The sequence below is a fragment of the Mesonia sp. K7 genome, from assembly GCF_003233725.1.
In the GTDB taxonomy this organism is placed as follows: Bacteria; Bacteroidota; Bacteroidia; order Flavobacteriales; family Flavobacteriaceae; genus Mesonia.
On record NZ_QKQV01000002.1, the window covers coordinates 12139 to 27808 of the forward strand.

Annotated in this window: 14 protein-coding genes; 4 read left to right on the top strand and 10 right to left on the bottom strand. The window is 35.7% G+C overall.

Translation table 11 applies throughout. The features are described 5' to 3' along the window. Window positions 1–98: 98 nt before the first annotated feature. Window positions 99–515 carry a thiol-disulfide oxidoreductase DCC family protein gene (locus DNG35_RS01490; protein WP_111125993.1) on the bottom strand — a complete coding sequence of 139 codons (417 nt, stop codon included), beginning with the start codon at window positions 513–515 and terminating at the stop codon, window positions 99–101. After that, on the bottom strand, window positions 512–2701 hold the full coding sequence (locus tag DNG35_RS01495) for a DNA mismatch repair protein MutS (RefSeq protein WP_111125994.1): 2190 nt from the start codon (window positions 2699–2701) through the stop codon (window positions 512–514). Before DNG35_RS01495 ends, DNG35_RS01490 begins: the two co-directional genes overlap by 4 nt. A 47-nt stretch (window positions 2702–2748) precedes the next feature. Here DNG35_RS01495 and DNG35_RS01500 point away from each other — a divergent pair, with 47 nt between their 5' ends. Then, a complete protein-coding gene (locus tag DNG35_RS01500; RefSeq protein WP_111125995.1) occupies window positions 2749–3414 on the top strand; it encodes a uracil-DNA glycosylase in 666 nt (221 codons plus the stop codon). Between the two features lie 11 nt (window positions 3415–3425). Here DNG35_RS01500 and DNG35_RS01505 read toward each other — a convergent pair whose 3' ends face one another. The 8 genes from DNG35_RS01505 to DNG35_RS01540 all read right to left on the bottom strand — a co-directional run bounded on the left by DNG35_RS01505 (window position 3426) and on the right by DNG35_RS01540 (window position 11966). Further along, on the bottom strand, window positions 3426–4037 hold the full coding sequence (locus DNG35_RS01505; RefSeq protein ID WP_111125996.1) for a hypothetical protein: 612 nt from the start codon (window positions 4035–4037) through the stop codon (window positions 3426–3428). A gap of 62 nt (window positions 4038–4099) precedes the next feature. Continuing rightward, window positions 4100–4951 (bottom strand): substrate-binding domain-containing protein, encoded by an 852-nt coding sequence (locus tag DNG35_RS01510; RefSeq protein WP_111125997.1) that lies wholly within the window; start codon window positions 4949–4951, stop codon window positions 4100–4102. Beyond that, on the bottom strand, window positions 4948–6993 hold the full coding sequence (gene ppk1, locus DNG35_RS01515; RefSeq protein ID WP_111125998.1) for a polyphosphate kinase 1: 2046 nt from the start codon (window positions 6991–6993) through the stop codon (window positions 4948–4950). The genes DNG35_RS01510 and ppk1 overlap by 4 nt, the downstream gene beginning before the upstream one ends. Before the next feature lie 5 nt (window positions 6994–6998). Continuing rightward, the gene (locus tag DNG35_RS01520; RefSeq protein ID WP_111125999.1) at window positions 6999–7880 is read right to left on the bottom strand and encodes a nucleoside phosphorylase; all 882 of its coding nucleotides are present in this window, start codon (window positions 7878–7880) and stop codon (window positions 6999–7001) included. After that, window positions 7880–8806, bottom strand: a complete 927-nt coding sequence (locus DNG35_RS01525) for a DUF1835 domain-containing protein (protein ID WP_111126000.1) — start codon at window positions 8804–8806, stop codon at window positions 7880–7882. Before DNG35_RS01525 ends, DNG35_RS01520 begins: the two co-directional genes overlap by 1 nt. Next, window positions 8796–9131 (bottom strand): translation initiation factor, encoded by a 336-nt coding sequence (locus DNG35_RS01530; protein ID WP_111126001.1) that lies wholly within the window; start codon window positions 9129–9131, stop codon window positions 8796–8798. Before DNG35_RS01530 ends, DNG35_RS01525 begins: the two co-directional genes overlap by 11 nt. Further along, a complete protein-coding gene (locus tag DNG35_RS01535) occupies window positions 9131–10093 on the bottom strand; it encodes an isopenicillin N synthase family oxygenase (protein WP_111126002.1) in 963 nt (320 codons plus the stop codon). Before DNG35_RS01535 ends, DNG35_RS01530 begins: the two co-directional genes overlap by 1 nt. Window positions 10094–10229: 136 nt before the next feature. After that, window positions 10230–11966 carry a T9SS type A sorting domain-containing protein gene (locus tag DNG35_RS01540; RefSeq protein ID WP_158524861.1) on the bottom strand — a complete coding sequence of 579 codons (1737 nt, stop codon included), beginning with the start codon at window positions 11964–11966 and terminating at the stop codon, window positions 10230–10232. Between the two features lie 442 nt (window positions 11967–12408). Here DNG35_RS01540 and DNG35_RS01545 point away from each other — a divergent pair, with 442 nt between their 5' ends. From DNG35_RS01545 to DNG35_RS01555, 3 genes are all read left to right on the top strand, one after another. Beyond that, on the top strand, window positions 12409–14331 hold the full coding sequence (locus DNG35_RS01545) for a thiamine pyrophosphate-dependent enzyme (protein ID WP_111126207.1): 1923 nt from the start codon (window positions 12409–12411) through the stop codon (window positions 14329–14331). A 101-nt stretch (window positions 14332–14432) separates the two neighbouring features. Beyond that, entirely contained in the window at window positions 14433–14912 is a 480-nt protein-coding gene (locus tag DNG35_RS01550) for a lipocalin family protein (protein WP_111126004.1), read from the top strand. 30 nt (window positions 14913–14942) lie between these two features. Continuing rightward, window positions 14943–15641, top strand: coding sequence for an OmpA family protein (locus DNG35_RS01555; RefSeq protein ID WP_111126005.1), 699 nt, complete (start codon window positions 14943–14945; stop codon window positions 15639–15641). Window positions 15642–15670: the final 29 nt, after the last annotated feature.

A 15670-nucleotide genomic window follows, 5' to 3' on the forward strand; every position in this document is an offset into this window, starting at 1 on the left:
ATTGCGTAGCACTTTTCGTGCATTCGGCCACTCGAAGTGACAAAATTCATCTACGTTTATATCTATTAAAATTTAAAACTTTACAACTTAGAACCCACTTACTCCAAAAACTTCGTCTTTTCCTCAGCTGTAGGCATACGACAAGTTTCCCGTTTGCCATACCATTTATAGCGATTTCGCGCCACAAAGTCGTAGACCACATTCCGAAAGCTTTCCGGTAAAAATATGAAGTTGTGTAAAAAAGAAATCCCTCCACCGAGCTGCTGAGCAATCTTAAGGGCTGCTGTAGATTTTACATAGTAAGCCTTGCCTGGATCTATCATCACAATAGAATCGACTTCATTAGGGTCAATGCCACGTTCTTTTAAAAGTTGCTGTCCGAGTTCGCTCTGTAGAGAAGCAAACCTAAAAATATCTTTCTTATCTTTTCGTAGAACATAATCTACGGTGTTGTTGCACAAGTTGCAAACGCCATCAAAAAGAATGATCAGTTTATCTTCAGGTAGTGTGGTCATTTTGCTTTTTTAATCAGTTCGAGTTGGTCTAAAGCAATTTCGGTGGTAAACATCCCGTAGTTAACAATTGCTTTTTTCTTTTCTATTTTATCGATGGTTCCGTTACTTCGGCTACCTTCTATACGTACAGTATCACCAACTTTAAAGTTAGCAATTTTTTCTTTCCTAATTTCTTGTTCCTTTACCTTTTGTTGCGCTTTTTCTTCTTTTTTCTTTTCTCGAATTACCTCAATTTGTTGGATAGCCTCTTGTTGTATTTTTTCCTTTTTAGCTTTTTCTGCTTTCGCCTTTTTGGAGGCTAAGGCTCTAGAAGCCTCCCGTTTACTGTTTTCTACCGCAACTATTTTTTGTAACTCGATCATCAGCTTTTTCTTGTTTTTCTTTTGGAAAAATTCTAATGCCAATTGATCTATCTTTTTACCAATATGAATGTATTTCTGGTTAGCATCATACAACTCCTGAAAACCTTCTAATTTCTCTTGTATCTTCGTATTGATTTGGGTAAGCTTTTCTTGTTCTTTCTCGGCACTCTGCTCTTTTTTCTTGAGTGATTTTGTAGTTTTTTCAAGTTTAGACCGTTCACGTTGTAGTTTAGCGATGTTCTTATCGAAATTGATCTTACCGCGTTCTACTTTCTTTTTAGAACGGTTGATGAGACTATAAGGAATCCCAATTTTTTGAGCCACTTCAAAAGTAAATGAACTTCCGGCTTCACCAAGTTGCAGCTTATAAATCGGTTCAAAAGTGTGACTATTAAAAAGCATATTTGCATTGATAATACCTTCGGTTTCCTGTGCCATTTTTTTTAGATTGGCGTAGTGTGTAGTGATAATCCCAAAGGATTGTTTTTCGTAGAATACTTCTAAAAAAGTTTCCGCTAAAGCGCCACCTAATTCTGGATCACTTCCGGTACCAAATTCATCGATGAGAAACAAGGTGTTTTCATCACAATGCCTCAAAAAGTATTTCATATTCTTGAGACGGTAAGAATAAGTACTTAGCTGATTTTCGATACTTTGGTTATCACCAATATCGGTTAAAACCTTATTGAACAAACAGACCCGTGAATGCGCGTGAACAGGAATCAACATTCCGCTTTGTAGCATCACTTGTAATAAACCCACGGTTTTAAGCGTAATGCTTTTTCCTCCAGCATTGGGACCTGAAATCACAATGATCCGATTATCCTTGTTCAGGATAATGTCTTGCGGAAAAGTTTTTTTATGGGTTTTTTTATTCGATAAAAATAAAAGGGGATGATAAGCCTGTTTGAGTTCTATTTCTCGGTTGGAAGTAATTTTCGGTAATACCGCATCTATTTGCTTGGCGTAATTCTTTTTTGCGGCAATTACATCCATTTGCGAAAGAAAGTTTTGGTAAATTATCAATAACGGACGGTAAGGCTTGATCCGCTGTGTTAGTTCGTTTAGGATACGTTGCACTTCCTTTTTCTCTTCATATTGCAATTGTGTCAGTCTTCTAGTAAAATGTACCGTATTTTCAGGTTGCATATACACAATACTTCCTGTTTTGGAAGTGCCAAGAACAGCACCTTTTACTTTTTTCCGATACATTGCATTCACTGCCAAGACTCGAATGTGATCGACCACCGTTTCCTTGATTTCATCAAGGTATTCCAGCTTTTGATAGCGGTTTAAATCGACCTCAAAACTCTTATTGATTTGCTCTTTTACTTCGTCTAATTCTTTTCGTAATTGAAAAAGTAGGGAAGAGGCATCGTTTTTTATTTCACCAAACTTATTGATGACCACACCCACATGTTCGCTGATCTCGGTGAGGGATTCTACTTCATTTGAAAATTGATATAAGTAGGGATAAATTTCTTTATACTTTCTAAAAAAAAGAATTAATGCATTTGTGGTTTCCGAAATAGCCGCTATTTTTCTAAAACCCAAAACGTCTAAGGTGCTATTCTCTATTGAAAGTAGATGTATCTCTTTTTCAATTTTATCGAAATAATGATTGGGTATAGGTTTTTCCTGTAACTCAGAAGACAGGTACTCGTTGGTTTGTTCTAGTGCTCTTATTACTTCTTGGCGTTTGGCAAAGGGCTTTTGTTGTAAAGCAAGTATTTTTCCTAATTCTGTCGTACAGAATTTTTCTACTTGTTGGCAAACCGTGTTAAATTCTAAATCGAGAAGTGCTTTTTCTGTTATCTTTATCATTTCAAATCAAAAACCGAGTTCAGGCAAGCAAATTTAAGCATTATTTTATGACGGTAAACATTGAAGAAAGTTGGAAAAAACATTTACAACCCGAATTTGAAAAAACTTATTTTAAAAACTTAGTAGCATTTGCAAAACAAGAATACCAAGCTTATACCTGTTACCCAAAAGGTCAAGACATTTTTAAGGCCTTTGACTTATGTCCTTTGGATACAACCAAAGTGGTCATAATCGGTCAAGACCCTTATCACGGTCCTAACCAAGCCCATGGTTTGTGCTTTTCGGTACCAGAAGGGGTTGCTTTTCCGCCGTCGTTGGTCAATATTTTTAAAGAAATAGAACAAGATTTAGGTAAAACATTTCCGTCGAGCGGAAATTTAGAACGTTGGGCAAAACAAGGAGTGTTGTTACTTAATGCTACTTTAACGGTAAGAGCTCAACAAGCCGGAAGCCATCAAAACAAGGGCTGGGAAACCTTTACAGATGAAGTGATTAAAACCATTTCTACAGAAAAAGAAAATATCATTTTTTTACTTTGGGGTGGTTTTGCCAAAAAGAAAATTCAGTTAATCGATACCCAAAAACATCACGTCTTGACTTCAGGTCATCCTTCCCCTTTAAGTGCCAATAGAGGTTATTGGTTTGGCAACAAACACTTTAGTAAAGCTAATGAGTTTTTAAAAAAAATAAACTTAAAACCTATTGATTGGTAGGTTTTTAACTATTAGAACCTAAAGCCTAAGTTGACATCAAAAAGAGCGATAATTTCTGGAGAATCATCGTTAAAAAGGTTTCTTCCTATTCCGAAATGTAAATCGGTAAAAAAGCCTTTTTTATGCATAAATTTGCCTCCAACACCAATACCAATAGCCAAATCTGAATATTCGATGCCTTCATATTCTTCCTGATAATTACCATTTTCATCATAGTAATAGTGAATATACTCATCATACTCACCCGAAGAATACATCATAAAACCTTTCATATAAAAACCTCTTGCTCGTTTAGTTTCGCTAAAAAACCAGTTATAACTACCTGTAACCGAAAATTCTTTTGCAAAAATTTCATCGGTTTCAATATCATCATTAACGTCTTTAAACCTTGTAAAAACACCTAGCTCAACAGAAGTGTTTTCGTTAAGAATACGCTCATAACTAGCATCTAAAGCAGCAAATACAATAAGATTGAATGCGTTGAGAGAAAGTTCATTGTTTCCGGTGGCACGTACATTATCTTGTTCGATATCTGGTACACGATAGTCGTCTTCGTCTTCTTGTGCCTGAAGATGGAAACTTGCTAAAAGTAAAACGCTAAAATATAAAAGTTTTATTTTCATCTGAATAATCTTGTTCGTTTCTCTATAGATGCAATAACGTAAAAGGGTTGCTTTTAGTATGCCTATATTTTTTCACAAATTTTATTGAAGTCAGAGATTTGCTGTATCAAACCGAGTTCAAACAATTGCTCTTGCGCATTTCTCACTTCTTGCTCACCAATTTGCTTTTGGCTCCATTCGGTTATTTTTAGCCACTCTTTGATGTCTTTTTCTTTTTGTTGATAAGCTGCTGCTAATTTTTTACTTATCGAAGGAATGGTTTTAAAATCTTTTGTGAGTTTATTGATAACCGATAACATCTGTTTGATCTCTTTGCTGTTTTCATCAATAAAATCCTGGTGAGCTACAATCACAAAACAAGGCCAAGGTGTCGGGCAATTGGCAATTCGTCTAAAAATACCTTTATCAACATAGGGTTTGGTTGTAAAATGTTCCCACATAAAATATTGCGCTTCGTCTTTAGGTAAAGCCTGTAAAGCCCCTTTTAAATCTTTAACCACTTTAAATTTAACATCGTCGGTATCCCAATCTTGGTTTTCGGCGTTGATAATCGTCATCAAATGCGAACCAGAACCATACCTGCTTATGGCAGAAGTGGTTTTTTCGATATCGTCTATATCTTGATAACTAGAATTGGCGGCAACGTGAATGCCCCAGAGCAGAGGCGTGGCAATGTACTCCTGTATAATTTTGAAAGGAGCTCCGTCTTCTATTTCTTTGATAATGCTTTCGGTGAGCACCAAAGCTACATCTACTTCTTTGGCATGTAGCGCTCGGCTAATTTCGCCTGTTCCGCCATAATAATCTTTCCAGGTGACTTCTATATGTTGTTGCTGAAATAATTGATCTGCTAAGGCGAGGTGCCAAGGATAATTGAAATGCTCTGGAACACCGCCTACTTTTATCTTTTTCATGTACTGTGTTTTTCTTTCAGGTACTCGTAAATTTTATATTGCGAACGAATTTTCTTTTCGCCTTTAGCTGGTTTTACATACTCGTTCTGGTATTTATAATCTTGTATTCTCGCTTTTACATTGTCTGCCAGCTGAATTTTAAAAATATCATCCAATTCCTTGAATATGTCTTTGTCTAATACTGGAGCTAAAACTTCGATGCGGCGATCGAGATTTCTGTTCATCCAATCGGCACTTCCAAAATACATGGTTGGTTCACCATGGTTATGGAATTTATAAATTCGTCCGTGTTCTAAAAATCGATCGACAATACTTGTCATATAAATGTTATCGGAAAGATTTTCCCTTCCGCTAATAAGCGAAGTAAACCCACGGACCAACATCCTTATCTTCACGCCTTTTTTGGAAGCTCTATAAAGAAGTTTAATCATATCTTGATCTTCCATACTATTGATTTTTACATGAATCTCTGCTTTCAAACCTTTTTTGGCGTTGTCCATCTCTTGTAAAATCATTTTTTCGAATTCTTTACGCGTGTTGAAAGGAGAAATCAATAAATGTTTAGGTTTGGGAATAATCAACCTGCCTTCTAAAACGCGAAATACTTGATCTAAATCTTTGGTGATCCGTTTATCGGCAGTAAATAAACCGTGATCACAATAGATTTTACTGGTTTCGGCATTAAAATTACCCGTACCAATATAGGCATAACGCTTTTTCTTATCATTTTCAGTACGCTCGACGTAAAAGATTTTAGAATGTACTTTTATCTTTGGATAGCTGTAGATAACGTTTGCTCCCTTTTTCTCGAATGTTCTTCCCCAGTTAATGTTGTTTTCTTCGTCAAACCTCGCTTTGGCTTCAATAAAAACAGTTACTTTCTTCCCGTTTTCTAAAGCTTTGAGTAGGGAAGAAGTGAGTTTAGACTCGTCGGCCACACGGTAAAACGAAATTTTTATCTTGGTGACATGCTTATCGTTGGCAGCATTCTCAATAAACTTCTCAACATAATCGAAAGACATATAAGGAAAATGTACCATTCTGTCTTTTTTCCTGACTGTTGCAAAGTAATCTTTACTTTTTTCGAAAGCTGGATGTTTGATTGGTGTGAGTTTTTTATAGACTAATTTATTCTTGTAAGGGTTCGGGAAACCAAAAAAGTCTCTAAAGTTATGGTACTCGCCACCAGGAACTAAATCTATTTTTCCGATGCCGAGGTATTTTCGTATAAGTTTTAAAAAACCATCTGAAATACTTGCGTCATACAATAACCTCGTGGGTTGGCCGCTGGAACGTTGCTCTAAGGACTCGTATATTTTTTCAGCTAACTCACCTTCAAACTCGTCGAGGTAAAGTTCTGCATCACGTGATATTTTTATTTGGTAGGCACCTATTATTTTTCGTCCTGGAAAAATACTTTCTAAATGCATTTTTACAATATCGTCTAAAAAAGTAATGTAATGTTTTTTGTCTGCTTTAAACTGATAGAAGCGACCTAAGTCTTTGACAGGAATATTGATAAAACCTGCTTTATTTTCTTCTTCAAAATGCACACAAAAATAGATGGCATTATTTTCTAAAAAAACGGCCTTTTTCTTGGTTAAATCTACCAGCTGAGGTTGTAGCAAAGCTGAAACTTCCTTTTCGAAAAACGCTTCAGCTTCTTTAACCTGTGCTTTATTAAATTCACGATGACCAATAATATAGATATTATTTTTCTTGAGTTCAGGAATAATCGAATCGTTAAAAATCTCTCCAAATTGGGTTTGTTGTTTCTCAACTTTGGCAATAATTTGTTTTACCAATTTATTTGGCTTTAATGCCAAACGTTTACGTAAACTTTTTTCGATTTGTTTAATTTGTCGAAGTTGTGATACGCGTACTCTAAAAAATTCATCGAGGTTAGAGGAGAAGATGGCTAAAAATTTAAGTCGCTCGTAAACGGGATTAGAAGTATCTTCTGCTTCTTGTAAAACTCTATAATTAAAGTTCAACCAATCTAGATCTCTGTGGATAAGAGGATATTCTGAATTTTCTGTCATCAATCTTATAAATTTTCTTCTGTGGCTATTTTGTTTAATGTCAACCGAATTAAATCGTCAACTATTTTTTCTGGCTGTTTGCTAAAGGTATTGTTGGTACGATTGGCCAAAATAGCATTTAGTGACACGGCTTTATGACCCAATAATCTTGCCATACCATAAATACCACTGGTTTCCATTTCTAAATTAGTGATTTTTGTTTTGTTTTCAAACGAACTTAATCGCTCGATAAAATGAGACATAAAAGGTCGTGCTCTTAAAAAACGACCTTGTGGCGCATAAAAACCCACATTGGTAGCTGTGATTCCGGAAATAAAATTGTTTTCTTTTTCGAAAAGTTGAAAAAGACCTTCGTCGGATTGGATCACATAAGGTTTCGGGAATTGAGGGTCTAAATTGAGGTGTGTTGACAGCTTTTCAGCGAAAGCTTTGTCATAAATATGTTCTGCTTGGTAATAATGCAACAAACTATCAAAACCAATGGCTTTCTGAGTCACCAGAATACTATCGATAGGAATGTCTTTTTGAATGGCACCAGAAGTACCAATTCTAATAAAGTTTAACGATTGTTTTTCTGGTTTTACTTCACGGGTTTTCAAATTGATATTGACCAAGGCATCTAATTCGTTAAAAACAATATCAATATTATCAGTGCCAATTCCAGTAGAAATCACCGTGATTTTTTTACCTCTATAAGTCCCTGTTTCGGTTTTAAATTCGCGTTTATGTGTCGAAAATTCAATCTTATCAAAATATTGGGTAATCATCGCCACACGTTCAGGATCACCTACCGTAATGATGGTTTTGCTAATGTTTTCGGGCAATAAATTGAGGTGGTAGACCGATCCGTCAGGATTAAGAATTAATTCTGAAGCTGGAATTTTCATTATAGTTTCATGAGTTTACCTTGCTCTGCGATATAGAGAAATTGATACTTTTCTGAACCTCCAAACTTCATTTCGTCTTTCATGTCTCGGTAAAAGTTCTGGGTTTTGTTTTTCACTTTCAATCCGTTTTCATTCAAAACCAAGTTTTTATTTTTACTTGTCGTAAACTGTGTAAGTTTTGAAATGATTTTATTTAACTGAACATCGCTAAAGCCATACTTATGAGGTAAATCTATGGCCAACTGAAGCCATTGTTCTTGGCTAGCTACTTTGTTGGTATCGATGAGATTGAGTAATTCTTTTTCTAAAGCATTTAACCCAGTTGTTGCTCCTGGATAACGTTTGAGATGTAATTTTAACAACTCGGGTAAATATTTAAAACTTGACTTTATTTCTGAAAGGATTTTAATTTTTAAGGGATTACTTTCACAATAGACACTCCAGACTAAAGAAGCGTATTCGATGTCGTCTAAGGTGAGTCGTACTCTTTTTTTATAAAACTTTTCCAATTGTTTTTGAGATAAGCTTGTGATTGGAGTCGTTTTTTCAGAATTACTTCCCACAGCAACAAGGCTAATGTCTTTGTCTAATTTTATATCCAATAAAAACTGAATAGCTGCCAACATATTGATATAGCAATACAAATCGTCTTCAAACCATAAAACGACTCTCGTTTCTTGATTTAAATGCTGAAGTTTTTTTAGCGGTTCAATGAACTTATCGCCATAATCTTGTACTTCTAATTGATAATAAGAGGTTAGAAAGTTTTTTCTTATAGATTCAAACTCTGGGTGAAGTAAATGCATTTTCGATGGCCCTACACAAAGCATCTCACGCCAAACAAAATATTCACCTCCCAAATTCAAAGCTTGAACGTAGGGTAGTGCGGCATCCCCATTGATAATATGTAAAATCTTATCCTCCAACTCTTTTTACTTTAAAACCAAATGTTTTCAACATTTCCATAATTTCATCACGATAATCACCTTGTAGGATAATTTCTTCGTTTTTATAGCTTCCACCAACACTTAAAGTGGATTTGAGCTCTTTGGTTAATTTTTTAAAATCATCGTTTGCGCCGTTATAACCTACAATAATGGTTGTAGGTTTGCCTTTTCGTTTTTCATATTTACACAATAAAGGCTCGTCTTGTAACCAAAAATCTACCGATTCTTTCTTGTTTTCAGAATTATTATCAGGTTCAGGTTGATGGTCTGGAAATAATTGTTGCAACTGATCTTTTAAATCCATTACTTTTCTTCTTTAATCAATCCTATGTCTATAAGCCGCTGACGTAAAAATTCACCTGCCGTAATATCTTCATACTGTTTTGGGTGTTCTTCGTCTATGCATTCTTCCAAGCAATTGAGTTTCATATCACTTCTTGGATGCATAAAAAACGGGATGGAATAACGAGGTTCGTTCCATTTATCTCTTGGTGGGTTCGTGACACGATGAATCGTAGAGCGCAACTTATTGTTGGTGTGACGTTCTAACATGTCTCCTACGTTGATCACCAATTCGTCTTCCTGTGGAATCGCATCAATCCATTCGCCATCTTTTCGCAAAACTTGTAATCCACCTGTTGAGGCTCCCATCAACAACGTAATCAAGTTGATATCGCCGTGAGCTCCTGCGCGAACAGCCCCTTTTGGTTCTTCGGTAATGGGAGGGTAGTGAATAGGCCTTAGAATGCTATTTCCGTTACTTGCCCAATGGTCAAAATAATGTTCATCGAGCCCTATATAAAGTGCCAAGGCACGCAACACGTAAATACCTGTTTTCTCTAACATTCTGTAGGCTTCCATTCCTGTCTTATTGAAATCTGGAAGTTCGCTTACGATGATATTTTTCGGATATTCTTCGATAAGGTTTGCGTCTGGGCTTGGCTCTTGACCAAAATGCCAAAATTCTTTTAAGTCACCTTCTTTTTTTCCTTTTGCATGCTCTTTTCCAAAGGAAATATAGCCTCGCTGTCCGCCAAGTCCTTCTATTTCGTAAGCTTTTTTCTTTTCTAGTGGAAGGTCAAAAAAAGCTTTTACTTCTTTGTATAATTCGTCCACTAATTCGTCACTTAAAAAATGGTTTTTTAAAGAAACAAAACCTATTTCTTCGTAAGCTTTACCTATTTCTTTGACGAATTTATTTTTTCTATCTGAATCTTCCGATAAAAAGTCTGCTAAATCGACACTTGGTATATTGTTTAAACTCATTTGTGTTTTTGTTTGATTACAAAGACTAAAATTACTATTTGCTTTGAAATAATGCTGTTAATTTTACTTTAAATAATAAAAAAAGGACGATGCTAAAATCGTCCTTTTCAAAAATACAATAAAAATTTGCTAAGATTTAATTTTTGATAAATTTCATTGTTTTAGTTGAACCATTTGAACTCAATGTAATAAAATAGATTCCTGTATGTAGTGAGTTTACATCAATACTTACATCTTTATGATGAGTTGATTGTTGCGATACTTCTTTTCCAGTCATATCCAAAATTTGATATTTGTCGATAGTATTCTCAGAAGAAATATTTAAAATGCCATTCGTAGGGTTTGGATATAAGCTAATTTGAGAAGCTCCAAAATACGTTGTAGCTAAATTGTTAGCAACAGTAACATCATCAATCACGTTAGAATAGCCAAAATAGTTGATCCCCTCAAAAGCTAATTGATACGTAGCAGATGGGTTAGGTAAACTTAAAGTTGCTTCAGTCCAACTATCTTGAGGACTGTTGTAATACATTAGCTCTACCCAAGGATCTTGAGTACTTACTCTATAATATACTTTAAGCTCATTATAATCACCATCGTAACTTTCTTGTGCATAATGAAACCTTAATCCAGGATTAGATAAGGCACTAAGGTCAAACACAGGACTTACATATTTTGTAACTGGATCTCCAACACCTGGGACGCCGACAAAAGAAATATTTTGTGTACCTCCATGTGCTGTTGAAATATTACCCGAAGTTGCCCCTTCATGTAGTGTCCATTCTGCATTTCCAATTTCCATAATTTGTGACCAACAGCCTAAAGATGCACTTGTACTTTCAAAATCTTCTATAAATGGAAAGTTAGCATAAGGTGCACAGTCTGTCGTAATTACCAAAGGACCTTCTAATCTGCTAAAACCATTTGTATCGCAATCTGCACGTACATATACATCATAAGAAGTTATAGTGGTTAAACCAGTTATATTGGCGCTTGTGCTGCCAGCTGAAACAGTGCCGTTAGAAATAGGGGTAGCTGTTTCTGGGTCATCACCAAGATTAAAAACCAACCATTCGTAACCATTAGTCTCATCTGGAGAAATAGTCCAAGAGATCTGAGCTGTTGTATCTGTAATACTATCTAAAGTTAATGCGGTAGGAGCTAAACATGCGGTTAAAGTAGTAAACGTAGTTAAATTAGTTGTATCACTAGTTCGCACTCCACAATCCGTAACTACATAAAAGTCATAGGTTGTTTCTTGATTTAAACCTGTTACATTTACACTTGTAACACCTGTAGCAACCGTTCCTGTTTGTACAGGGGAATCAATTAAAGGAATTTCACCGGAATTCATCACGTACCAAGTGTAGCCATTGGTTTCTGTAGGTGATGCTGTCCAACTAAAGTCTGCACTATCATTCCCTATATTAGAGACACTTACATTACTTGCTGGCAAACAGTCTTCATAGAGTTCAAAATCATCAATATAGTATCTATTATTTGTATCGATAGAATAAAAATTAATGGCTCCCAACTGCTGACCCGGATAGGGTTCATTTATGACAAAGTGATTTCCATCAATTTTAACTGAAATAGTATTGGCGTTTAAATCAAGCGAGATAATAACTTCAAACCAAGTATCGGTAGGATAAGTAGTCGAAAGCGTAGATTGGTCGTGTGTAATGCTTCCAGAAGCATTTAGATTAAAATCAGCATTCCAAGTACCTGCCGTAAAGGTTTCATGCTCCTGAATGTTCCAGTATCCTGTACTATTAGATGGAACGTACATCATCCAAGATACAGCCCAATAATTACTATTCTTATCTCCTAATTTAAAAATCACGTCATCAAGATTATTATCTCGAACATACATAGAATGTGGTGTTGAAAAAGCCTGTGTTGTAGTAACTTGCGGAAAAACTGTAGCTCCCGGCCAAGGGGCGATATTTGGATCTTGTGTCACATCTCCCGTCGTAAAGGTATCAAAGTCTATGCTATATTGTGCGGTAGCAAAAAGCGTAAACATTAAAAAAAAAGTAGTGAAGTAAATTCTTTTCATATGTTAAAAGTTTAATTAGTTAATACATAAACGGTTAAATTAATAAATGAAAATACAAAAAAAAATATTGAACTCATACTTTTTTCATTTTATTATGTATTAAATTTTAAAATTTAGAATTCAAATTAAGCTTTCAATAAAATGTTTATTACTTTTAATTCGTATAACTAACAGCTTTTATAAATCCATGAATTCAAGATCCATATCAACTGATATTAATATTTCTAAAGAAGAAGTAAAAAATTTACTCTTTCAAATGCTTCAACCACGACTTATCGAAGAAAAAATGCTTATTCTTCTTCGTCAAGGACGTATATCCAAATGGTTTAGCGGAATAGGACAAGAAGCGATTGCTGTTGGTGTTACGATGTGTATGCAGCACGATGAATATATTCTTCCGATGCATCGCAATTTGGGTGTTTTTACTTCTAGAAATATTCCTTTATACCGTTTGTTTTCGCAGTGGCAAGGAAAAGCTGCTGGTTTTACCAAAGGTCGAGACCGTAGTTTTCATTTTGGTACCCAAGAATACAAAATCGTCGGCATGATTTCGCATCTTGGTCCACAATTGGGTGTTGCCGACGGTATTGCGCTAGCGCATCAACTGAAAAATGAAAAAAAAATCACCGCTGTTTTTACAGGCGAAGGAGCTACAAGCGAAGGCGATTTTCATGAGGCACTTAACGTAGCTTCGGTATGGAAGTTACCAGTTTTGTTCTGTATCGAAAATAATGGTTATGGCTTGTCAACGCCAACTTCTGAACAATACAATTGCGAGAACTTGGCCGATAGAGGAGTAGGGTACGGCATGGAAAGTCATATCATTGACGGTAACAATGCACTTGAGGTTTACACAAAAGTAAAAACCATCACCGAATCGATGAGAGAAGATCCACGTCCAGTTCTATTGGAGTTTAAAACCTTTAGGATGCGTGGTCACGAAGAAGCTAGCGGAACAAAATACGTTCCGCAGGAATTGTTACAGTTTTGGGCTGAGAAAGACCCTGTAGAGCAATTAAAAAACTATGTGTTGGAAAACAATATTCTTACAGAAGAACAGATTACACATCAGGAAGATATCTATAAAGCAGAAATACAACTACATCTTCAAAAAGCAGATGACGAGCCTGTTATAGAAGCCCACACAGAAACGGAACTAAACGATGTTTATGCTCCTTTTGATTTTGAAGAAATACAAACTTCATCTCAAGAAAAAGAAGAAATGCGATTTATCGATGCGATTTCAAAGGGTTTATACCAAGCCATGGAAAAGCACGATAATTTGGTCATTGTGGGGCAAGATATTGCCGAATATGGAGGTGTCTTTAAAATTACCGAAGGTTTTGTAGACACTTTTGGAAAAGAACGTGTACGCAACACTCCAATTTGTGAGTCGGCGATTGTGACAACAGCAATGGGGCTTTCCATAAAAGGCATGAAGGCCATCGTCGAAATGCAGTTTGCCGATTTTGTTTCTTCGGGTTTTAATCCGATTGTAAATTATCTTGCCAAAGTACATTACCGTTGGGCAGAAAAAGCAGATGTGGTCCTGCGAATGCCTTGCGGTGGAAATGTGGGTGCTGGACCTTTTCATAGTCAAACCAACGAGGCATGGTTTACCAAAACTCCAGGTTTAAAAGTGGTTTATCCTGCTTTTCCATACGATGCCAAAGGCTTATTGTTAACGGCCATCGAAGACCCAAACCCAGTACTGTTCTTTGAACATAAAGCACTCTACCGAAGTGTTTTAGGTGATGTTCCAAAAGATTATTATACGATTCCTTTTGGCAAAGCAAGTTTACTGAAAAAGGGTAGCAGTATGACCATTATTTCTTATGGAGCTGGAGTTCATTGGGCATTGGAAACCATTGAAAAACTAAACCTAGAAGATGTTGATCTTATAGATCTAAGGACATTACAACCTTTAGACACCGAAACGATTTATACTTCCGTAAAAAAAACCGGAAAGGTAATTATTTTACAAGAAGATTCACTTTTTGGCGGAATCGCTTCAGATCTAGCGGCTTTGATCAACGAAAATTGTTTTGAGTACCTCGATGCTCCGGTCAAAAGAGTAGGGAGTTTAGACACCCCTATACCTTTTAACAAGTCTTTGGAAAATAATTATTTAGCTAAAAGTAGGTTTGAAAAAGCTTTGTTAGAATTACAGGCCTATTAAATTTAGTTTTCTTTAACATAAAATCGTTAAACATTCTTAATAAAAAATATTTTCAAGTTTTCGAGTTTATTTTTGGTAGAACATTAACCAAATTTTAGTTTATGAAAAAAATAGTTTTTTTATTGTTGGCTGTAGCAACATTAACTTCGTGTTACACCACAAAAACAGAAAGACAAGCTGAAAGAGTTTTTAAAGGAGTTTGGACACTTACAAGTATAACTTATCCAAACAGTTCTACATTTGTAGAATCAACACTTTTTAGAGACGCCACAGCGAAATGCTTTGAAAATTCTAATTGGAATTTTGTACCAAACAATAACCAGGGGAATTACTCTTTAACAGGAGCAGGTTGTGATGACACACCAAGAAGTATTGTATGGTCTGTACAAGAAGTAGATGCTTCTACAGGACTTTATTCGTTTTTGTTAAAAGTAGTAGCTGAAGGTGAAAATGCAAGAAAAGTAGACACTGGTTTTAGAGTACAATTAGCAAGCCTAACAGAAACTACCATGTCTTGGGAACAAACAGCTTATTATGAAGGCGAGCCTATCATAATCAGAATGAACTTCACAAAATTATAATCAATTAACTTATCTAAAATACAAACAAAAATGAAAAAGTATATCAATAAATCTATCGCCCTTGTAGTAGCTTTAAGTTTTATCTTTGCTGGCTGCGAATCAATACAAAATGCAAATAACGCTCAAAAAGGAGGTGCTATTGGAGCTACTGGTGGAGCTGTAATTGGCGGTGTGATAGGAAATAACGTAGGAGATGGTGACAACACTGCTCTTGGAGCCATTATTGGAGGTGTTGTTGGTGGAGCTGCTGGTGCATATATTGGTAGCCGAATGGACAAACAAGCACAAGAAATTGAAAACGAAATCCCTGGTGCTGAAGTTACTCGAGTAGGTGAAGGGATTAACGTAACTTTCGATGAAAATAGTGGTGTTTATTTTGCAACAAACAAGTCAGACATCAATGCACAATCACAAGAAACCTTAAACAAATTGGTGAAAATTTTTAAAGAATACCCACAAACCAATGTATTGGTCGAAGGGCATACAGACAGCACTGGTTCTGAAGCATACAATATGACTTTATCGAAAGAACGTGCGATGTCGGTAACCAATTATTTAACTTCTAGTGGTTTAGACAATGGTAGATTTACGACAAAATGGTACGGAGAAACCCAACCAAAATACGATAACACTACTGAAGAAGGAAGAGCAAAAAATAGAAGAGTAGAGTTAGCGATTGTTGCCAATGAAGAGTTAAAAGAAGAAGCACAACAACAAACAGGAAACTAATTTAGAAAATAGATAGTTTATATTTTTAG